The 19,948-nt window shown below is 68.7% G+C and carries 20 protein-coding genes and 3 tRNA genes; 8 read left to right on the top strand and 15 right to left on the bottom strand.

Annotated elements, in window-relative coordinates:
- Position 1: 1 nt before the first annotated feature.
- From R2707_18435 to R2707_18420, 4 genes are all read right to left on the bottom strand, one after another.
- On the bottom strand, positions 2–856 hold the full coding sequence (locus tag R2707_18435; protein MEZ5247071.1) for a hypothetical protein: 855 nt from the start codon (positions 854–856) through the stop codon (positions 2–4).
- A 7-nt stretch (positions 857–863) separates the two neighbouring features.
- Positions 864–1,454 (bottom strand): hypothetical protein, encoded by a 591-nt coding sequence (locus tag R2707_18430; GenBank protein ID MEZ5247070.1) that lies wholly within the window; start codon positions 1,452–1,454, stop codon positions 864–866.
- A complete protein-coding gene (locus tag R2707_18425) occupies positions 1,455–3,110 on the bottom strand; it encodes a cbb3-type cytochrome c oxidase subunit I (protein MEZ5247069.1) in 1,656 nt (551 codons plus the stop codon).
- Positions 3,111–3,312: 202 nt separating this feature from the next.
- Positions 3,313–4,209, bottom strand: coding sequence for a heme o synthase (locus tag R2707_18420; protein ID MEZ5247068.1), 897 nt, complete (start codon positions 4,207–4,209; stop codon positions 3,313–3,315).
- Positions 4,210–4,268: 59 nt separating this feature from the next.
- On the opposite strand from R2707_18420, the gene R2707_18415 reads away from it, so the two are divergent.
- The 3 genes from R2707_18415 to R2707_18405 are packed head-to-tail and all read left to right on the top strand — an operon-like array spanning position 4,269 to position 6,007.
- Positions 4,269–5,201 carry a COX15/CtaA family protein gene (locus R2707_18415; protein ID MEZ5247067.1) on the top strand — a complete coding sequence of 311 codons (933 nt, stop codon included), beginning with the start codon at positions 4,269–4,271 and terminating at the stop codon, positions 5,199–5,201.
- Positions 5,198–5,485, top strand: coding sequence for an ATP-dependent Clp protease adapter ClpS (gene clpS, locus R2707_18410; protein ID MEZ5247066.1), 288 nt, complete (start codon positions 5,198–5,200; stop codon positions 5,483–5,485). The genes R2707_18415 and clpS overlap by 4 nt, the downstream gene beginning before the upstream one ends.
- 60 nt (positions 5,486–5,545) lie before the next feature.
- Positions 5,546–6,007, top strand: a complete 462-nt coding sequence (locus R2707_18405) for a DUF2017 family protein (GenBank protein MEZ5247065.1) — start codon at positions 5,546–5,548, stop codon at positions 6,005–6,007.
- Here R2707_18405 and R2707_18400 read toward each other — a convergent pair.
- Genes R2707_18400 through R2707_18385 form a run of 4 tightly spaced genes read right to left on the bottom strand, consistent with a single transcriptional unit; the run spans position 6,004 to position 9,417 of the window.
- The gene (locus R2707_18400) at positions 6,004–7,461 is read right to left on the bottom strand and encodes a PH domain-containing protein (GenBank protein ID MEZ5247064.1); all 1,458 of its coding nucleotides are present in this window, start codon (positions 7,459–7,461) and stop codon (positions 6,004–6,006) included. The genes R2707_18405 and R2707_18400 overlap by 4 nt on opposite strands.
- Positions 7,458–7,919, bottom strand: coding sequence for a PH domain-containing protein (locus R2707_18395; GenBank protein ID MEZ5247063.1), 462 nt, complete (start codon positions 7,917–7,919; stop codon positions 7,458–7,460). The genes R2707_18400 and R2707_18395 overlap by 4 nt, the downstream gene beginning before the upstream one ends.
- Positions 7,920–7,954: 35 nt before the next feature.
- Positions 7,955–8,791: a DegV family protein gene (locus R2707_18390; protein ID MEZ5247062.1), complete on the bottom strand. Its 837-nt coding sequence runs from the start codon at positions 8,789–8,791 to the stop codon at positions 7,955–7,957.
- Positions 8,788–9,417, bottom strand: a complete 630-nt coding sequence (locus R2707_18385; protein MEZ5247061.1) for a glycerol-3-phosphate acyltransferase — start codon at positions 9,415–9,417, stop codon at positions 8,788–8,790. The genes R2707_18390 and R2707_18385 overlap by 4 nt, the downstream gene beginning before the upstream one ends.
- Positions 9,418–9,577: 160 nt before the next feature.
- Here R2707_18385 and R2707_18380 point away from each other — a divergent pair.
- Positions 9,578–9,650, top strand: a tRNA-Glu gene (locus tag R2707_18380).
- Positions 9,651–9,669: 19 nt separating this feature from the next.
- Here R2707_18380 and R2707_18375 read toward each other — a convergent pair.
- Both R2707_18375 and R2707_18370 read right to left on the bottom strand, forming a co-directional pair.
- Positions 9,670–10,665 (bottom strand): NADPH:quinone oxidoreductase family protein, encoded by a 996-nt coding sequence (locus R2707_18375; GenBank protein MEZ5247060.1) that lies wholly within the window; start codon positions 10,663–10,665, stop codon positions 9,670–9,672.
- Positions 10,666–10,669: 4 nt separating this feature from the next.
- Positions 10,670–11,389: a hypothetical protein gene (locus R2707_18370; GenBank protein ID MEZ5247059.1), complete on the bottom strand. Its 720-nt coding sequence runs from the start codon at positions 11,387–11,389 to the stop codon at positions 10,670–10,672.
- Positions 11,390–11,517: 128 nt separating this feature from the next.
- Here R2707_18370 and R2707_18365 point away from each other — a divergent pair.
- A tRNA-Asp gene (locus tag R2707_18365) sits at positions 11,518–11,592 on the top strand.
- A 35-nt stretch (positions 11,593–11,627) separates the two neighbouring features.
- Positions 11,628–11,703, top strand: a tRNA-Phe gene (locus R2707_18360).
- Positions 11,704–11,770: 67 nt separating this feature from the next.
- On the opposite strand, the gene R2707_18355 is transcribed toward R2707_18360, so the two are convergent.
- From R2707_18355 to pyrE, 3 genes are read right to left on the bottom strand one after another with little or no spacing between them, the layout of a single operon-like run.
- Positions 11,771–13,921 (bottom strand): FAD-dependent oxidoreductase, encoded by a 2,151-nt coding sequence (locus R2707_18355; GenBank protein MEZ5247058.1) that lies wholly within the window; start codon positions 13,919–13,921, stop codon positions 11,771–11,773.
- A 48-nt stretch (positions 13,922–13,969) separates the two neighbouring features.
- Positions 13,970–15,373, bottom strand: coding sequence for an NAD-dependent malic enzyme (locus R2707_18350; protein MEZ5247057.1), 1,404 nt, complete (start codon positions 15,371–15,373; stop codon positions 13,970–13,972).
- A 60-nt stretch (positions 15,374–15,433) separates the two neighbouring features.
- Complete coding sequence (gene pyrE / locus R2707_18345; protein ID MEZ5247056.1) at positions 15,434–15,979, bottom strand: orotate phosphoribosyltransferase; 546 nt, start codon at positions 15,977–15,979, stop codon at positions 15,434–15,436.
- Between the two features lie 181 nt (positions 15,980–16,160).
- Here pyrE and R2707_18340 point away from each other — a divergent pair, with 181 nt between their 5' ends.
- The gene (locus R2707_18340) at positions 16,161–16,565 is read left to right on the top strand and encodes a hypothetical protein (protein MEZ5247055.1); all 405 of its coding nucleotides are present in this window, start codon (positions 16,161–16,163) and stop codon (positions 16,563–16,565) included.
- On the opposite strand, the gene purB is transcribed toward R2707_18340, so the two are convergent.
- Positions 16,566–17,975 (bottom strand): adenylosuccinate lyase, encoded by a 1,410-nt coding sequence (gene purB, locus R2707_18335; protein MEZ5247054.1) that lies wholly within the window; start codon positions 17,973–17,975, stop codon positions 16,566–16,568.
- 96 nt (positions 17,976–18,071) lie between these two features.
- On the opposite strand from purB, the gene R2707_18330 reads away from it, so the two are divergent.
- Positions 18,072–18,557 carry a hypothetical protein gene (locus tag R2707_18330; GenBank protein ID MEZ5247053.1) on the top strand — a complete coding sequence of 162 codons (486 nt, stop codon included), beginning with the start codon at positions 18,072–18,074 and terminating at the stop codon, positions 18,555–18,557.
- Positions 18,558–18,579: 22 nt separating this feature from the next.
- On the opposite strand, the gene R2707_18325 is transcribed toward R2707_18330, so the two are convergent.
- Entirely contained in the window at positions 18,580–19,860 is a 1,281-nt protein-coding gene (locus R2707_18325; protein ID MEZ5247052.1) for an adenylosuccinate synthase, read from the bottom strand.
- Positions 19,861–19,948: the final 88 nt, after the last annotated feature.

Raw genomic sequence — 19,948 nt, 5'->3', positions numbered from 1 at the left:
GTCACTCACTGGGTGTTTCTCCATCAGTGGTCTCGTCATCTGGGGTGCCGACGTCGGAGTGGTCGGCATCGGAACTGTCGACGCTGTCGTCTTCGTGCGTCTCGCCATGGACTTCGTGCTCTTCGAACTCGCGCTCACCGTCGACCGCAGCCCACACGCCGCCGCCGATGATGGCCACTCCCACCACGAGTGCGAGGCCGGCGACGACATTGCGGTTGAGCTTGCGATCGCTGGCGGCCAACGCACCGAGGCCCAGGAAGACGACGGACACGACACCGGCAGCGATGACCGCGCCCAACTTGGTGGTGTTCAGGAGGATCCTCGAGATGGAGAGGACGGCCAGGCCGATCACCGCGGCGCCGGCGGCCGGGATCTCGATCGGGGCCATGATCCGGTTGCGGAGGGCACGGTTGGCCTCCGGGTCGCCGGTGGCCCGGTCGGCCCAGGCGTCCATCATCCACTCGATGGCGACTGCGCCGACGATCACCAGGCCCGTGATGAAGACGGCCGTGTTGAGCACGAGACCGACGGCCATGGTGCCGACGCCGAAGGCGCCGACGACCGGCCAGAAGCTCCCGGTGACCGGTGCGGTCGGGGCGATGTCGTCGACACCCATGTAGTCGGCCTGGTCGGCGGGATCGGCGTCGCGGAAGAAGATGAGGGTCAAGGCGATGCCCATGGCGCTCAGCCCGAGGGCGACGAGGATGCCGTAGCCGACGTGCTCGCCGACGCCGCCCTTCCAACCGAGTGAGATCGGCCCGACGTGGTTGCCGCCCGAGGTGTAGCCGTAGAGGACACCGGCCGTCACCAGCGCGACGCCGAGACCGAAGAAGAACTTGAAGCCCGTGGTGAACATCTGATCCCTACTTCGTGACGAAGATGACGTACCAGGCGATCGCGTACATGGCGACGACTGTGTTCCAGTAGAAAGCGGCAGCGGCGACCGAATCGGCCTTGCGGGGGCCGAACTGCCCGATGAGGGCCCGCAGGAAGGTGAGGGTGACGAAGACGACGGCGCCGATGAGGAAGGCCACGAAGGTGCCCAACACGACGAAGAACATGAACTCCGAGGTCGTGGCGGACAGTGCGAAGCCGCTGTCGTTCATGATGAACCACAGCTGGTTGAAGACGGCGGCACCGAAGATGCCCGTGAGCACCAGCGCGACGAGGGCGTTCTTGCGGTCGTCGTTGTTGATCGCCTGCACCGCCCACTGGACGGTGAAGATCGACAAGATGAGCGTGGCGAAGACGAAGCCGGCAGGGCCGAGCTCAACGGAGCCGTCGGCGAACCACTCCGCACCGTCGGCGCGGGCCTGGGCTCGTTCGCTGATGTAGACGATGATCACCCCGACGAAGGCCATGAAGGCAGCTGCGGAGGCGAACATCGTGCCGACCAGAACGGTGCGAGGTCGGGTGACCTCGGGGGCCGGAAGACCTGTGGCGATCGCAGTCATCTACGACTCCTCCCCTTCGTCGGAAGATGCATCGAGCAGCGGCGCCTCGGAGGTGACCAGGGCCGGCGGCTCGGCGAAGTTGCCGGGCGGGGGCGGCGTGACCGTCGACCATTCGAGTGTCTGCCCGCCCCACGGGTCGTCGGCGTCGCCGGCACCACCCGTGCGCATGGCGACGAGGAGTGTTGCGAGCGCGCTGACGGCGCCGAGCGCGATGATCAGCATGCCGACCAGCGCCACGGCGTTGAGGGCATCGCCTGCGTCCTCGGTCGGCGCGACCAAGGGGTTGACGCTCGTCTCGAAGAACCCGTTGACGACCTGCGCGGCACCGAGCACGAGACCACCGGCCACGAGCAATGTCACCGCGGCTCGTCCCATCACCGGGGAGAGTTCGTGGCCACAGACCTTGGGGCCCCAGAACCAGATGCCGGCCACGGCAGCGGCGACCGCGGCGAACAGCACGAGGTTCATGACACCCGAGACGGTGACACGCTGGCCCAGCTCGAACGGTTCGATGACCCGGGCGACACCCGCCGCAGTGCCGGCGAGCAGTACCAGAGCGGCACCGAGCGCACCGAGGAGGTGAGCGGGCGGAATGCCGAAGAGATTGGTGCGGCCTCGCATGAGGGTGTCGGCGGCGCCGCCGAATGCGCCGAGCACCGGCAGGATCGCAGCGATGCCGAAGGCGATGAAGACGAACTTCTCGTCGTAGCGAACGAGGGAGTCGTTGGTCGGCTGGAAGAACGGCTGAGCCCAGGCGCCGACCGACAGCAGGCCGAACAGACCGATGAGGCCCATCGAGAGGCCGTGGCGGGCGGCGCGCACGCCGGCGGCCACCGGGACGATCGAACCGAGCACGCCGAGCACCGGAATCGCGAAGGCGTAGACCTGCGGCTGTTCGAACAGCCACTCGATCTGGGCGTAGATGCTGAGGTCACCGCTCAGGCCGCCACCGAACGTGCCCGGGCCGTTGTGGAGGTCGACATAGGCGATCAGCAGGTTGGCGAGCAGCACCGGCAGCGTCAGCAGCCACACGCCCGTGGCAACCAGCATCGACCAGGCGAACAGTGGGGTACGCAGCAGGGTCATGCCCTTGACCCGCAGCGACACGACGGTCGTGGCGATGCACAGCGAACCGAGCAGCAGGGAGAGGATCACCATGCCCATGCCCACGAGTGTGAGGGCGACGGCGTCACGTTCGTCGCCGCTGGCCCGGTCGACGGCTCCCCAGCCGCCGTTCGCCATGGTTGCGGCGATCATGATGATCGCACCGACGACGAAGCCCCAGACCGCCGCGGCGGCCGCACGGGGGAAGGCGATGTTGGTCGAGCCGACCTGCATCGGCACGACGATGGTCGCGAGGCCGATGAACAGCGGTGCAGCGACCAGCAGCGCCAGTGCGATGCGATAGAGCGCCCACATCTGGAAGAAGGCGTTGTCGCCGCCGAACAGGTCGGTCGATTCTCCGTCGAGGCGCTCGATGCCGAGCAGCACGCCGAGGACGACGGCGCCCACGAGCAGGACCATCCCGGACCGCAGCCAGAGTCGGCCGATGCGCTTGTGGTCGGTGGTGGTGAGGGCGTCGTAGAGCCCAGCCACTGCGGGAGCGGACACTGCAGGGGCGGTGTCGGTCGCCGGCGGTGATTCGGTCATCGTCATGGTGGCAGGTGTCCTCCGACAGTTGCACCGGACAGCGGTGGCGCAGCTGTTGCTTCGTTCGTTGGTGCACGACCGGCGCAGTCGCGCAGCACGCGACGACACCCGAGGTGCAGTACCGAGACGGGAGCCTACAGCCCCACACGCTCCGGGATGGAAACCGGGCGGCACAGGATTTTCGACGGATTTCTCCGCGGGCCGGTGCTCAGAAGCCGTTGCGGACGATCTCGTCGGCCGCCATCGCGCCGAAGAGCAGCGTCACATAGGTGATCGACCAGCCGAACAGGCGCATCGCGAGCGCCGGCTCCGGGCGACGGAACACCTGGACCGCGAGACCGGTGAACACGGCGCCGAGCACGACCGCCGAGGCGTAGTAGACGAGGCCCATGTCGGCGACGGGGCCGAACAGGAGCGTGAGTGCCCAGAGGAAGACCGTGTAGGCGAGGATGCGGGTCGCGGTCGTGCGCAGGGAGGCGACGGCGGGCAGCATCGGCACATCGGCGGCCTGGTAGTCGTCCTTGTACCGGATGGCGAGGGCCCAGAAGTGCGGCGGCGTCCAGTAGAAGATGATGGCGAAGAGCACCACGGGCGGCCAGTCGAGCTCGTTGGTGACCGATGACCAGCCCACCAGCACCGGGACAGCACCGGCGGCGCCGCCGATGACGATGTTGCGGGTGGAGGTCCGCTTCAACCACATCGTGTAGACGAAGACGTAGAAGAGGGTCGCCGAGACGGCGAGCACCGCCGACAGCAGGTTGACGAAGCCCCACAGCCAGGCGAACGCGGCGATCTCGACCGCGAAGGCGAAGACGAGCGCCTCCTGCGGTGTCACCTCGCCCGTGACGAGGGGGCGACCCTTCGTCCGTTCCATCAGCCGGTCGATGTCGCGGTCGATGTACATGTTGAACGCGTTGGCGCCGCCGGCGGCGAGGGTGCCACCGACGACCGTCGCCACCATGAGCCACAGCGACGGGATGCCGCCCTCGGCGACGATCATGGTCGGCACGGTGGTGATGAGGAGCAGTTCGATGATCCGCGGTTTCGTCAGCGCGACGAACGCGAGGACGCGTGGGCGCTGGCGAGTGGGGGCGGTGGCGGTCACAGGACGAAGGGTAGCGGCCGAGGGGGCATGACCGCCCAACGGGGCCCTACGCTTTGGTCGTGAGCCCGGCCCGATACCTCTCCCTGACCCGTGCGGCACTCTGGTCGCTGACCATCATCGTGATCTCGGGCGGCGCGGTTCGTCTCACCGGATCCGGTCTGGGTTGTTCCGACTGGCCCAACTGTGAGCAGGACCAGCTCGTGTCCGACCTCGAGTACCACGGCATGATCGAGTTCGGGAACCGCATGTTCACGGGAGTCGTCACGATCGCGGTCGCTGCCGCAGTGCTCGGTTCACTCCGGCGGACGCCGCGCCGGACCGATCTCGTGTGGCTGTCATTGGGTCTCGTCGCCGGCGTGGTCGCCCAGATCGTCCTCGGCGGGCTGCTGGTGAAGACCGAGCTCGACCCGCGCTTCACCATGGGCCACTTCCTGTTGTCCATGGTCCTGCTGTGGAACGCGACGGTGCTCATGCATCGCGCCGCACTCGCCGACGGCCCCGTCCAGGGCGCAGCGTGGGCCGATGATCACGACAGGGCCGTCGCCGAACGACGCATCATCCGCCGGCTCACCCGAGCGGTCATGGCGGCGGGGGCCGTCGTCTTGGTGATGGGAACGATCGTCACCGGTTCGGGACCCCATTCCGGCAGCGATGAGGAGGAGGTCGCGGAGCGGCTGCCGTTCCTCGTGCGCGACGTGACCCGACTCCACAGCATGTCGGCGATCGTCCTCCTCCTCGGCGTGGGCTACGTCACCTCTCGGGCCCATCGGCGGGGCCTGGTCGACATTCGCCGGGCCGGGCTGATCGTGACGGCACTCGTGGTCGCTCAGGGCGTGGTGGGGTACTGGCAGTACTTCGCCGGAGTGCCGGTGGTGCTCGTGGCCGTCCACATCCTTCTCGCATCGCTTGCATGGATCCACATCGTTCGTCTCGACCTCGAGGCGCGTCTGATCAACGCTCCGGCCGGCGTCCGGATCCTGGCTTCGACATGACTGCGCCCCTGATCGTCGAGGATCGGGAGACGGAGTCGGTCGACGATCTCTCGAGGCCGTGGAAGGTGATCGTGTGGGACGACCCGATCAACCTGATGTCGTACGTGGCGTTCGTGTTCCGCAAGTTGTTCGGCTTCTCGGAGGAGAAGGCCCATCGGCTGATGATGGAGGTCCACACCGACGGCCGCGCCGTGGTGAGTTCGGGGCCGAAGGAGAAGGCCGAGATGGATGTGTTCCGCCTCCACGAACACGGCCTCTGGGCGACCATGGAGCACGATTCGTGAGTGCGACCAATGTGAGGGAGCACGATTCATGAGTGCGACCAATGTGAGGGAGCACGATTCATGAGTGCGTCGTCGTGGCCGTTCGTGCCGGGGGGTGACGGGGTGGTCGTCAACCTCGGGGCGCGGGAGCAGGAGGTGCTGGCGGGCCTGATCGTCGATCTGCGCGAGCTCCTGATGGCCGACAGCCACGACACGCTGCGGCGGCTCAAGCCACCGGCTCATCCCGACAATGACGAGGCCGAGGCCGCGTACCGCGAGATGATCGGCGACGACTTGTTGCGTGGTCGTCTGGAGTTGTTGGACATCGTCGAGGCGGGCATCGAGGGGGCGACGCTCGACGAGGGCGACGTGGCCGCGTGGATGCAAGGGCTCAACATGATCCGTCTGGTGCTCGGCGAACGCCTCGAGCTCGATGGCGCCGATCTGGAGTCGCACGAGCTCCCGGAGGGGCCGGCGACCTTTCTCTACGAGTGGACCGGCGAGCTGCTCGAATTCCTCGTCCGGGCGGCGTCGACCGCCTAGGTCCGCAGCTCCCAGCGGGTGGCCGCGGCAACGCTCGACAGGTCGCGGGCGAGTTCGGCGCAGCGACCTGCACCGAGGTCGGGAATGGTCACGTGGTTGCCCGGCCCGACACCGGCGGTGTTGACCTCGAGGTCGGCGACGCCGAGACGACGTTGGAAGAACGTCGCCCGGGTGATGACCGACTGGATGTGGGCGAGCGGGATCTGGGTGAGGTGGTGATCGAGTACGCCGCTTCGGGCGACGAGGCGGCGGTCGTCGACGGCCAGTCCGAGTCGGCGGTGTCGCTGCCGGGCGTAGGCGAACGCAGGCGGCCAGAAGGCGAGGGTCGGCAACACCGCGGCGAACGGGTGAACGAACCAGAGGACGATCGAGATGGGCAGGACGACGAGGGCGTAGGCGATGGCCGAGCGGACCAGCTGGCGGCGGACGGTCACCCGGCTCACCGGCTCGAGATCGACACCGAAGGCCGGGTCGACATCGAGCGCTCCCCGGACGATCGACGCGATCTCGTCGGTGCGAGCGGCCGGCGAGAGGCGAACGATGGCGGTTTTCTGGGTGGTCTTGCCGGTGGCGGCGGAGAACGAGATCTGATGGAGTCCCATCCGGCGCACGATGGGGCCCGAGCTGACCGTGAGGGTCTGGATCCGTTCCGGGCGCACCTCGATCTGTCGACGCGAGAGCAGGCCGGCTTGCGCCGTGAGCGACCGTGGCGACCGTTGGAGGCGGAACCCGCCATCCCCCAGGACCGCACCCGCGGTACTCAGTGCGGGGGCCAGGAGCAGGATCCCCGCGACGACGACTGCCGCGCTGAGCGCGGCGACGAGGCCGGGGCCGAGGGCCAGCACGATCACGACCACGAGACCGATCACCGCGGCGCCGATCAGACCGGGGGCCATCGCGCCGAGGCTGTAGCGGACGAGTGCGCCGATCGGGGTGGCGTGGAGCAGGACCGACGGCGGCTCGGGCGGCGCGGCCAGCGAGCTCACCACCGGGCCCTGGTTGTCGAGGGCATCGCGTCGGCGGGCGAGGGTCCGCAGTCGCTGCGTCAGCGCAGTGGCGTCGTTCTTGCCGAGATAGCGGATCTCGACGTCGCCGTCGGCCGAGGCTTCCGAGACCTGCACCACTGCGAGGCCGACGGCGCGGGCGATCACCGGCTCGGACACCGAGACCTGCTGGATGCGGGTCAGGGCGATCGACCGGGCCTGCCGGTTGAGCACGCCGGACCGGTAGTGCACCGCGTCGTCGGTGACCGCGTAGCCGGTCATGTACCAGCCGACCACGCCGAAGCCCACGGTCGCACCGCCGACCACGAGGGCGACCGTGTCGAAGCCGATCCCGCTGCCGCCGAAGACGACCGCCACCACGAGTGGTCCGGCGTTGCCGCTGACGAAGGTGACGACGAGAACGATGGTGGTCAGCGGATGGGGCCGCTTCCAGTCGGCATCGTCGCTCACCCGCCGAGCTCCGCACGCAGGCGTTCGGCCGCATCGGCTTCGAGATGGGGGATCACCAGGTTGGGCGTGTGGGTACCGGCCGTGTGGATCACGATCGAGCTGAGGCCGAGCCGGCGATCGATCGGCCCGGTTCGCGTGGTCAGGGTCTGCACGCGCGAGCGCGGCACGACCTGGGTGGTTCGTACGATCACGCCGCTCCGGCGCTCGATCCAGCGGTCGTCGATGCCCCACCGCCAGCGGGCGTAGCTCAGGTCGATCACCCACCACCACAGGGCGAGGGCGATGACGGTCGCCCCGACCGTCACGAGCAGCAGCGGGAGGGAGTCCGCGAGCAGACCGATGACGACACCCAGGGTGGCCACCACTGCCGCCATCGCGGCCGCGAGGACGCGCCACAACGTCCGAATCGATGCGGGCAGGGGAATGGTTGCGATGGTGTCGGCTTCGGTGCCGGTCATGGTGCCAGTATCGACGAGCCGCGCCGGCCGATGCGTCACTCCCCGATCGGATACCAGAATCCGCCCGCGGTTCCCGGACCGGTGTGGGCGGCGATCGACGGCCCGACGCGGTAGCGGACCATGTCGACGCAGAGGCCGCTCTCCCGGAGGCGCGCCTCGATGCCCTCGGCGAATACGGCTGTCGCCGGGTCGGCGAGGGAGACGCCGGCGCGGAACGGTCGCCCTTCGGCGAGGAACGGAGCGACCATCTGGTCGCAGAGCTCGTCGATCGAGTGGCCGGTGGCGAGCAGGTCGATCACACCGCCCACGCCTCCGAGCACCATCACCCCGTCGTGATCCTCGGCCAGTTGGCCGCTGAGTCGTCCGCCCTTCCGGGCGAAGTCGAGCGCTTGGATGATGAAGGTCGTCCCGATCGTCGGTGCGGTGGCGCGGGCCCGTTCGGCGGCCGCGGCCGCCGATGCGCCGGCGGCCAGCGCTGCGGCCGCTTCCCAGACACAGCAGGTCACGCCGAAGGAAGCGGTGCGTGAGTCGACGAGGTGGACCGCGACGTCGACCGTGTCCGCGGCCAGGCGGGCCGCGTTGAGCGTGCCGGAGTGTTCGGCTCCGACATGGACCGAGACGATCTCCGTCGCACCGGCCTGGATCGCACGCCGATAGACCTCGGCGATCTCGCCGGGGCTGGGCTGCGACGTCGCGACCTCCGGCAGGTCGGCGCCGGCGAAGCGCTCCCAGAAGTCGTCGGCATGGATGTCGACGCCCTCGCGATGATCGACCCCGTCGACCGACACGACGACGGGAACGACTTCGACGGTGAGTCGTTCGGCGAGCTCGGGCGGGATCTGCGACGCAGAATCGGTCACGAGGGCGATCACGCTGCGACTCCGCGATCCGTGGCGGCGGCATTGAAGCCGGCGACCTTCTCGGCCTCGGCGGCGAACCGGACCGCGATCACGAGCGAGCTGACGAGCGCGGCGAGCGGCAACGACGCGGTCGGAGCCACACCACCCGGGTTGCGGAAGTGGCGACGCCAGGCGACGGTCGCACAGGCGACCCAGGTCGCACTCGCCACCATGGTCGCCGTGCGCGTCCGTTGCGCGAAGAACGGGAGCATCGACGTGGCCCCTGCGACCGCCATGTCGACCGGTAGGTACGACGGGAACGTACCGACGACCTGACCGATCGAGGTCGCGACCCCTTTGCCGCCGCGTCGGCCGACGGGAAAGCAGTGGCCGACCACCGCGGCCGTGGCTGCTGCATTGGCTCCGGCCGGGCCGGCCAGCCGCCGGCCGACACGGGCCGCGGCCGCACCCTTCGCGATGTCGGCCGCCGACACGGCGAGTCCCCACGTCCGGCCGAGGACGTGGGCGGCGTTCATGGCCCCCGGGTTGTGGGTTCCCTCGGTCCGGAGGTCGGCGCCGCCGGCGGCTCGGGCGGCGAGATCCGCCGACGGCAGGTTGCCGGCCGCGTATCCGACGAGCGCAGCGGCGACGATCTTCACGGAGCGATCCACGGCGACGGGCACGCCTCGGGAACCGCCGGATGAAGGGTGCTATTCCGCGCCGATCGTCCCCGCGACGATTTTGCGCCGCGTCTCCCCATTTCTGCCGGGTCGCGGGGTCGACGCCCTATCCTTGTGCCTCGGTCAGTTCGCTGACTGGGCCCCGTTCGTCCAGTGGCCTAGGACGCCGGCCTTTCACGCCGGTAACACGGGTTCGAATCCCGTACGGGGTACATCGTCGCGTCCGGCGACCTACGGGTTGCGGACCACGAGCTTGCCGGGTGGTCCCGCAGAGCCCATCGACGCGATGACGGCGGGAAGGTCGGCCATCTCCGAGATCTGCCCGATGGGGGTCGAGATCCTCCCCGTCTCGGCCAGCCGAAGGAGCTCACCGATGTCGGATGCGTTCTCCTCCGCAGTGAACCCGGCCGCGAGCACACCGACGACGGAATAGTTGCGCCGCACCATGTCGGCCGGCTCGACGTGCACCCAGGAACCGCTGGCGAAGCCGACGACGGCGAATCGGCCGTAGCGGGCGATGGCGCGCAGCGCCGCCTCGGCGATCGGTCCGCCGACCGGGTCGACGACGACGTCGAACCCTCGGCCCTCCGTCTCGGACTCGACCGCGTCGCGGATCGCGTCGGGATCACGATCGACTGCGGCGGCGGCGCCGAGACCGAGACAGAACGCCCGCTTCTCCTCCGAGCTCGCGACCGCAACGACACGCGCACCGAGCGCCGCGGCGAGCGAGATCGCCATCGCGCCGGTGCTTCCCGACCCGCCGAGCACGAGCACGGTCTCACCGGGTCGGACGTCGGCTCGGGTGACGAGCGTCGTGTAGGCGGTCCGAAAGCCGATGTAGAACCCCGCCGCCGCCTCGTCCGAGAGGCTGTCGGGGGCGCGTGACGCATGGGCCTCGGTGACATAGGTGTGCGTCGCGAAGCCGCCGGAGCCCGCGTAGAAGTGGGTCGGCCCGAGCACACGCTCACCCACCCGGAATCTCGATCCCGACGGGGCCGCGACCACCCTGCCGCACACCTCCTGGCCGGGCGTGATCGGTGGACGCCGGACGAGGGGATACGTACCGCGGAGCATCAGCGAGTCCGGCAGGCCCACACCGGCCGCGGCGACCTCGACCAGCAGCGCCCCCTCCGGCGGGGCGTCCCAGGTCCGGGGTGCGAAGACCAACACCTCGCCGGGATCACCGAACGCGTCGGCCATCCAGGCATGTCCCTCGGCTGCAGTCATGTCGTCACCCTGCCAGACGCACGATCGCCTCGTGTTCGATCGCCGCCACAGCACGACGATCGACGCTGATCCGCACGTCGATCACCGCGCGGTCCCCGGCCCTCGTCGTGAAGCGGTCGGTGAGCCACGCCTCGACGACCACGGTGTCGCCCGGCGCGGCGGTGCCCAGGTGGCGGACGACGCTGCGGGTGTGTACCCACGCCCCGTCGACGAGCTGGGTCGCGAAGACCCGGTTGGCCAGCGAGGGCCAGATCACGGGATGCGCGAGCCGCGATGCGGCGTAGAGCGGGAGATCCTCGCCGACGCGGTCTGCGTAGCCGGCCCAGCGTTCACCGAACACTTCGACGAACGGCTCGAGTCGTTCGCCGACGGGGTCGGGCGGATCGCCGGCGGTGAGCCCGACCGCGAGCGTGGCGCACCGACCCGTCGGGTTGTGGGCCTCGATCACCCAGTCGCCATCAGCGCCCTCGACGGGAACGACGGTGACGGCGTCATGGGCGAGAACCGGTGCGTGGAACCGCACTTCGGCGGTGCCGCCGCCGACCCAGTCCGCGCCCCAGGCCTCGGCCGCGGGCCGCGTCAGGTACGCGTAGACGGTCGTTCCCGCGACCACGGCGCCCGCGTATCCCGCGGCGAGACCACCTTCACGGGTGTGCACCGGGTTGTCGGCGTGCTCGGCGAGATTGACCGCACGCACGGACCATGGCTGCAGGAGCGGCGACATGGCAGAAGAACCTAGACCCCCATGCGAGTTACCGGGTTGTGATCGCGGGGTTCCTGCCGTACCTTTTGACTCTCTGCGGTGCCGCTCCGGCGGCGTCGTGGAATCTTCGCCCGGTCCGCCGGGCGGGGGGTCCTGTAGATCAGTTTGGAGTGATCGCCACCCTGTCAAGGTGGAGGCCGCGGGTTCAAATCCCGTCAGGACCGCCGCACGGCCACCCTTTCGGGGTGGCCGTTTGTGGGGTCGGGTAGCTCAGTTGGCAGAGCGACCGCCTGAAAAGCGGTAGGTCACCGGATCGACGCCGGTCCCGACCACCACCATGGCGACCCGGCCTCGTTGCCGGGTCGCCTTTGTTTTCCGGCACGGGCGAGCGGTCGGTCGACTTCAGCCGACGGCGACGCCGGCGTGGAACCCCTCGCGGATCGCGCCCTCGAGATAGCCGACACCCTTGCAGTCGCCGATCACCTTCGGTTCGAACCCGGCTGCGGTGAACATGTCGGCGACACGACCGTCGGCGACGAGGCCGGTGGCGATGACGACGGAGTCGACCTCGACCGTTGCGGTGCCGTCGGCACCTTCACCCACGACATAGCTCACGGATCCCTCGTCGATCCGGGTGACCGTGGCCCCGGTGACGAGCTGCGCGCCGTCGTCTCGGAGGTCGGTCAACACCCGCCAGCGCCGAGGATGGGCCATCTCGGTGGCGAGCACGTCGCCCTCCTCGAGCACGGTCACGGTGCGGTCGCGCTCGACCAGGAACTCGGCGAGCTCGATACCGACGAGACCTCCGCCGATGATGGCGACCCGCTTGCCGATGGGCATGTAGTGCTCCGTCAGCTTCGCGAGGCGCCCCGGATCGTCGAGAAGTCCGAGTCGGCGACCGGCTGTCGCCGCGATCCGACCCACGAGCGGCAGCTTCTTCAACGCGCCGGCAACGTCTCCCGCACCGGTGAGCATGGCTCGCAGGTCATCGCCGTCGACCACGAACCGCCGGTCGGCGCCGGGCAGCGACGAACGTTCGCGGGCGGCGCCGGTCGCGACGATCAACTCGTCGGGCTGCAGCCCTCGCACGGCCTCGACGTCGGCCGGCGTGCCGGTACGGACATCGATGCCGAGGACCTCCATCTGCCGGGTGAGCCACCGCAGCAGCCGGAGGTTGGGTTCGTAGACGAGGGCAGCGAAACGCAGCGCGCCGCCCAAGTGTTCGGACGCCTCGAACAGGGTGACGTCGTGGCCCCGGGTCGCGGCGATCCTCGCCGCCTCCATGCCGGCGGGTCCGCCGCCGATGACCACCACCTTCTTCGCTGTCGGGGCCTTGGTGCGTTCGATCTCACCGAGCTCGACCTCGTTGGCCAGCACCGGGTTGACGGCGCAGCGAACCCGCTGGTCGAAGAAGGGCTGCGCCACACAGACGTAGCAGTTGATGCAGGGCCGGATGTCGTCCTCGCGTCCCTCACGAAGCTTCTTGGCCGTCTCCGGGTCGGCCAGCATCTGTCGCCCCATGGCGATGAGGTCGGCCTTGCCGTGGACGATCATCTCGTCGCCGGTGTGGGGGCGGATCCGCCCGACGCCGATGACGGGCACGTCGAGGGTCTTCTTGAGACGACCGGTGAGCGCGGCATGCTTCGCCTCGCGGTGCGGCAGCGTGCCCTCGGTGAACGCCGAGGCCGAGGTCATGTCGCCGTAGGCACTGAGATGGATCGCGTCGGCTCCGGCTTCGACGGCCAGCCGGGCGGTCACCTCGGTGTCTTCGAACACGATGCCGTCGGGGGTCCGGTACTCGAGGGCGTCGAGCCGACACCACACGGGGAACTCGGCGCCGACCTCGGCCTTCACCGCCCGCAGCACCTCGCACAGGAACCGCGAACGGTTCTCGATGCTCCCGCCGTAGTCGTCGTCGCGGAGGTTCCACTGCTTCGAGAGGAAGCCCGACAGCAGGTAGCCGTGGGCGCCGTGGATCTCGACCCCGTCGAATCCCGCGTCCTTCGCCCGCCGTGCTGCCTGCACGAAGTCGTCGGTCACCCGGGCGATGTCGTCGGTGGTCATGGCCTTGTAGCGCGGGGCGCCGCCACCGTTGGCCGCAGCCATCAGACCGAGCTCCCCCGGTGTCAGGTCCTGGATCATGCTGAGCGAGCCGTGCCACTGCGGGATCGACGGCACGAGCACGTCGTTGCCCTTCATGGTGTCGACCCGCGACACCTTGCCGTGGTGGACCAGTTGCACGGCCATCTTGGCGCCGTGCTGTTGCACTCTCGTCGTGAGCTCGCGCAGGGCGGGCACGAACGCGTCCTCGGACAACCCGAGCTGATGGACCGAGTTCGCACCGCCCGGGTAGGCGATCGCGCAGACCTCGGTGATGATCATCCCCACGCCGCCGCGGGCCCGCTCCTCGTAGTAGCGGACGATCCCCTCGTTCGCCTGACCGTCGGAGTCGACGATCTCGACGCCCATCGGCGCCATCACGATGCGGTTCCGCAGCGTCATCGAGCCGATCGAGATCGGGGAGAGCAGGTGGTCGTATGCGGGCTGCGGCATGGAGCCAGACCCTATTTCTCCTGTCGGTGCAGTGACAGTTCGGCGCCGTCAGTCGCGGATGACACCGTCGGCGATCGCTGCGTCGGCCACCGCCCTCGCAACGGCAGGAGCGACCGAGCGGTCGAACACCGACGGGACCACGTATTCGGGCCGGAGCTCGTCGTCGGTGACACACGCGGCGATGGCGGTCGCGGCCGCGACCTTCATGCTCTCGGTGACGCTGTGGGCGTTGGCATCGAGCGCGCCCCGGAAGATCCCCGGGAACGCGAGCACGTTGTTGATCTGGTTGGGGAAGTCGGAACGGCCGGTGGCCATGACTGCGGCGAGTCCATCGGCTTGTTCGGGCCGGATCTCCGGATCGGGGTTCGCCATCGCGAACACGATCGGGTCCTTCGCCATCTTCCGCAGATCGGAGGCATCGATGAGGTTCGGTGCGCTCACCCCCATGAAGACGTCGGCCCCCACGAGCATCTCCTGGAGGGTGCCCGCCTTGCGGTCCTTGTTGGTGTTCTCCGCGAACCACTGCTTCGCGTCGTTGAGGCGATCACGGCCCGAGTACACGGCACCGATGCTGTCGACACCGACGACCTCGCCCACACCGGCATCGAGCAGGATCTTGCCGCAGGCGACGCCGGCGGCGCCCATCCCCGAGATGACGACGCTGATGTCGCCCATCTTCTTGTCGACCAGCTTCAGCGAATTGTTCAGCGCGGCGAGCGCGACGACGGCCGTGCCGTGTTGGTCGTCGTGGAAGACCGGGATGTCGAGGGCGGCCTTGAGCCGCTCCTCGATCTCGAAGCAGGCCGGCGCGGCGATGTCTTCGAGGTTGATACCGCCGAACGTGGGGGCGAGACGGATGACGGTCTCGATGATCTCCTCGGTGTCCTGGGTGTCGAGACAGATCGGAAATCCGTCGACACCGCCGAACTCCTTGAAGAGCAGCGCCTTGCCTTCCATGACCGGCATCGCCGCCGCTGCGCCGATGTTGCCCAGGCCGAGCACGGCACTGCCGTCGCTGACGATGGCGACCGTGTTCCGCTTGATCGTGTAGCGGTGCGCAAGCGACTCGTCTTCGTGGATGCTCATGCAGACCCGAGCGACGCCCGGGGTGTAGGCCATGGCCAGGTCGTCGGCGTCGCCCACCGAGCACAGCGCCATCACCTCGATCTTGCCGCCCTCGTGGAGTTTGTAGGTCCGGTCCCACCACTCGACCACGGTCACGCCGGCGAGCGCGTCGACGGCGGCGGCGATCTGCTCGGCGTGCTCTTCGGAACGACAGTGCACGTCGATGGCGCGCACCACGGTCGGACCCTTGGCCTCGAAGCCGGGAATGGCGGCGATGTTGCCGCCCGCTTCGCCGATCGTGGTGGCGAACCGGCCGAGCGTTCCCGGCACGTTGTCGAGCGAGACCTTGAGGGTGATGGAATAGGCGGCGGTCGGGGCGTTCTGCACGGGCGAAACGCTACCGGGACGCGCGCCGAGTGGGCGTACGCGCAGCGGTGAAGCGTTGCCTCAGTCGCCGTACTCGAATCCGAGATCCATCGCGGTCACCAGCGCGACGAACGGGATCCCCGCCTCGGCGGCCATCGCCGCGCAGGTGCCGCCCCGGTCGACCACCGACAGGATGAGGACGGGGTCGGCCCCGAGTTCTCGCACGGCGGCCGCGGCCTCGAGCGGGGAGATCCCCCTGGTCACGGTGTCCTCGGTGATGACGACCTTGTCGCCCTCCTGCAGCGCCCCTGCGAGTCGGCCCATGACGCCGTGGCCCTTCGCCTCCTTGCGGATGGAGAACGAACGAAGATCCCGACCTCTGGTGGCGGCCACGGCGGCAATGCCGAACGCGACCGGGTCGGCCCCCATCGTCAACCCGCCGATCGCGGTCGCGTCGTCGGGGATGACGTCGAGGGCCGCGTCGGCCACGGCGATGATGCCGTCGGGACGACAGACGGTCTGCTTCGAGTCGATGAACCAGCGGCTCTTGCGCCCCGACTTGAGGGTGAAGTCGCCTTCACGAACCGAGTGCGCTTTCAGGTGGGCGACGAGTGCAGGTGAGGCCATGGCGGCGACTCTACCGCGGCGCCTTCCCACCGATTTCCGATGCCGAGTTCGGTGACCGGCAGAATGAGACCACGGGTATTTCCGTGTATGGGCGACGAATCTTTCAGCGATATGGTGCGCACGACGGCGGGACACATGACGGCGGGACACAGGTCGACAACGTTCATCACGAGGAAGTCCCATGGCACCACGCAAGGAAATGACCGACGAGCACAAGGCCGCACTCGCGGAAGGGCGGGCCCAGGGACGGGCCGTTCGCAGCTATCTCGAAGCGCTCGACGCCCATCGGCCCAAGCGAGGCCGCAAGCGCACACCCGATTCGATGAAGGCCCGGCTCGCCAAGATCGAAGCGACGATCGACAGCGCCGACCCGATGACACGTCTGCAGTTGGTGCAGGAGCGCCTCGATCTCGCGGCGGCGATCGCGGCCGCCGAGACCACCGTCGATCTCACCGCCCTCGAGGAGGGATTCGTCGCCGCCGCAGCCGCATACGGCGACCGCAAGGGGATCAGCTACGCCGCATGGCGCGAGGTGGGAGTCCCGGCCGCCATCCTCAAGCGGGCCGGCATCAGCCGAGGGGCCTGATCAGACCCTGACTTCCGAGGCGGCCGCAGCCGCCTCGGGATGCTGTTCGACGATCTTGTCGACGCGGGCCACGACGCGTCGGACCTGGTCGACCGCCGTACCGGTGAACTCGGCCGGGTTGGCCAGGAGTGCGTCGATGTCGGCCCGGTCGAGCGGGATCCGGTCGTCGGCGGCGAGCCGTTCGACCAGACCGGGAGCACCCGCCATCTCGCGGCGGTCGAGCGCGGCCGCGACCGCGTGCTCCTTCACGAGTTCGTGAGCCACCTCACGGCCGAGACCGCGCTCGACCGACGCGGTCAGGACGCGGGTCGTCGCGAGGAAGGGCAGATCCCGTGCCAGTTCCGCCTCGATGACTGCCGGGAACACCCCGAGCTCCTCGAAGACCACGAGCGCCGTCTGGAGAAGCCCATCGGTCGCCAGGAAGGCATCGGGGAGCATGATGCGGCGCACGGCGCTGCAACTGACGTCGCCTTCGTTCCACTGACGGCCCGCGAGGCTCGCCGCCATCGTGAGGTGACCGTCGAGCACGGTACGCAACGCGCCGACCCGCTCCGCGCTCCGTGCGTTCATCTTGTGGGGCATGGCGGTCGAGCCGACCTGACCGGGACGGAAGCCCTCGGTGGCCAACTCCTGGCCGGCCATCAACCGCACCGTGGTCATGGCGCTCGACGGTGCCGACACCGCCTGCACGAGCGCCGACACCACGTCGAGATCGAGCGAGCGCGGATAGACCTGACCGACGCTGTCGACGACACGGGCGAAGCCGAGATGATCGGCAACCGCCGCTTCGAGCTGGTCGACCTTGGCGGGATCACCGAGGAGGTCGAGCTGATCGAGACGGGTGCCGACCGGGCCCTTGATACCGCGGAGCGGATACCGGTGAAGGAGTTCTTCGACGCGTTCGAGCCCGATCATCAGTTCCTCGGCGACATCGGCGAACCGCTTCCCCAGGGTGGTCGCCTGGGCGGACACGTTGTGTGTTCGCGCCACCATGACCCGATCCGAATGGGTGGCGGCCAGGCCACCCACCCGAGCCAACACGGCGACCAGCCGGTCGCGTACCAGTTCGAGCGCCTCTCGGACCTGGAGTTGTTCGACGTTCTCGGTGAGGTCACGCGACGTCATGCCCCGATGGATGTGTTCGTGTCCCGCCAGGGCGCAGAACTCCTCGATACGGGCCTTGACGTCGTGGCGGGTGACCGCCTCACGTCGGGCGATCGAGGCGAGGTCGACATCGTCGATGACCGCTTCGTACGCCTCGATCACACCGGCGGGCACATCGACCCCGAGTTGGGCCTGGGCCCGCAGGACCGCCATCCACAGCCGACGTTCCTGCACGATCTTGCGCTCCGGCGACCAGATCTCGTTCATGGCGGCGCTGGCGTAGCGCTCGGACAACAGATTGGGCATCGCAGTCACAAAAGGACCCTTTCACCGGTCGTTCGACTCATCAAGAACCAGGGCAGAGATGCCGACGGGAGTGGCAGACCACGAGGAGAATGCGAAGTGACTGACGAGCTCACCGGCCTCTGCCGAGACCACAGCTTCGAAACCGCCGAGAACATCTGCCGTCGTTGCGGCCTCGAGTACTGCGAACTCTGCCTGGTGTTCCCGTTCGGGGCGAAAAAGCCGTTGTGCAAGGAGTGCGCGATGGTCGCCGGAGGGGTCAGGAGCCATGCCGCTCGGCCCGAGATGCCCAAACGCGATCTCAAACGACGGGTGAAGGTGTGGGAGGCCCGCAACGTCAAGGGACGGTCGAGCGCACACGGCGACGCCGTCACGATCTCCGATCCGTTGCTGACGGACCCGCTGGCGCCGACCGAGGCGGACCTCGAACGGGTGCCGGTGACGGTCCCGGACCACGGCGCCGACGTTGCCGCCGCGCTCGCCGAGAGCTTCGGCGACATTCCCCCGCCCCCGCCGGCCCCCAAGGCCGACGAGCCGGCCGACGGGGTCGCGCCGCCCATCGACTGGAGCCAGCCCTTCGGCTGAGGGCGGCCGGTCGCCGCGCCGATCACGCCGCCCGGTCGAGGAACTGTTCGCGTCCCGGTCCGACGCCGACGAGCCGAATCGGGACACCGATCTGCGCCTCGAGGAACGCGATGTAGTCGGCCGCATTCTTCGGAAGATCGCCGGGGTTGGTCACCTTGCTGATGTCGGTGCCCCAGCCCGGGAGCTCTTCATAGATCGGCGTCGCCGCGTGGAGGTCGCTCTGGTGATACGGCAGCTGCTCGTGGCGGACGCCATTGATGTCGTAGGCGACACAGACCTTCAGCGACTCCAGCGCATCGAGCACGTCGAGCTTCGTGAGCGCCACCTCTGACAACGAGTTGACACGGACGGCCTGACGCATCATCACCGCGTCGAACCATCCCGGACGCCGGCGGCGGCCGGTGTTGGTGCCGTACTCGTGGCCGACGTCGACGAGGTGGTCACCGATCTGATCGGCCAGCTCGGTCGGGAACGGGCCGGAGCCCACACGGGTCACATAGGCCTTGGCGATCCCGATGATGCGGCCGATGTCGCGGGGGCCGATGCCGGCGCCCGTGCACGCCCCACCCGCGACCGGGTTCGACGACGTGACGAACGGGTAGGTGCCGTGATCGAGATCGAGGAAGGTCGCCTGGGCGCCCTCGAGGAGCACACCCTGGCCGGCATCGAGCGCGTTGTGGACGAGGCTGATCGTGTCGGCGATGTACGGGATGACGCGCGGCGCACACACTTCGAGGTACTCCGTCGCGATCTCGTCGGCGTCGACGGGCAGCCGATTGAACACCTTGGTCAACACCTGGTTGGTGTGACCCAACACGACATCGAGCTTCTGACGGAAGATCTTGGGATCCTGCAGGTCCTGCACGCGCAGGCCCACCCGCATCGCCTTGTCGGCATACGCAGGCCCGATGCCGCGCTTGGTGGTCCCGAGCTTGCCATCACCGAGGTGGCGCTCGTGCAGTGCGTCGAGCTCCTGGTGGTACGGCATGATCAGGTGTGCGTTGCCCGACACCTTGAGGGCGCTGCAGTCGACGCCCTTCGACTCGAGGGTGTCCATCTCCTTGAGCAGCACACGCGGATCGACGACCACACCATTGCCGATGACCGGCGTGATGTGGTCGTAGAGAATTCCACTCGGCACGAGCTGGAGCGCAAAGGTCACGCCATCGACCACGAGCGTGTGGCCGGCGTTGTGGCCGCCCTGGTAGCGGACGACCATCTCCATCTCTTTGGCGATGAGGTCGGTGAACTTCCCCTTGCCCTCATCGCCCCACTGAGTACCGACGACGACGGTCGCGGGCACGGCGCTCTCCTCTCGAGGAATTGCGTTACCGGGAGAGGCTAGCCGCCGAGCCGTGGAACGCCCACTGAAACGAGAGTGCGGCCCACGC

It is taken from the genome of Acidimicrobiales bacterium (genome assembly GCA_041394245.1).
Classification (GTDB): domain Bacteria; phylum Actinomycetota; class Acidimicrobiia; order Acidimicrobiales; family Aldehydirespiratoraceae; genus JAJRXC01.
Note: the sequence above shows the minus strand (reverse complement) of the source record. Positions and strands in the feature narration are given on the sequence as shown.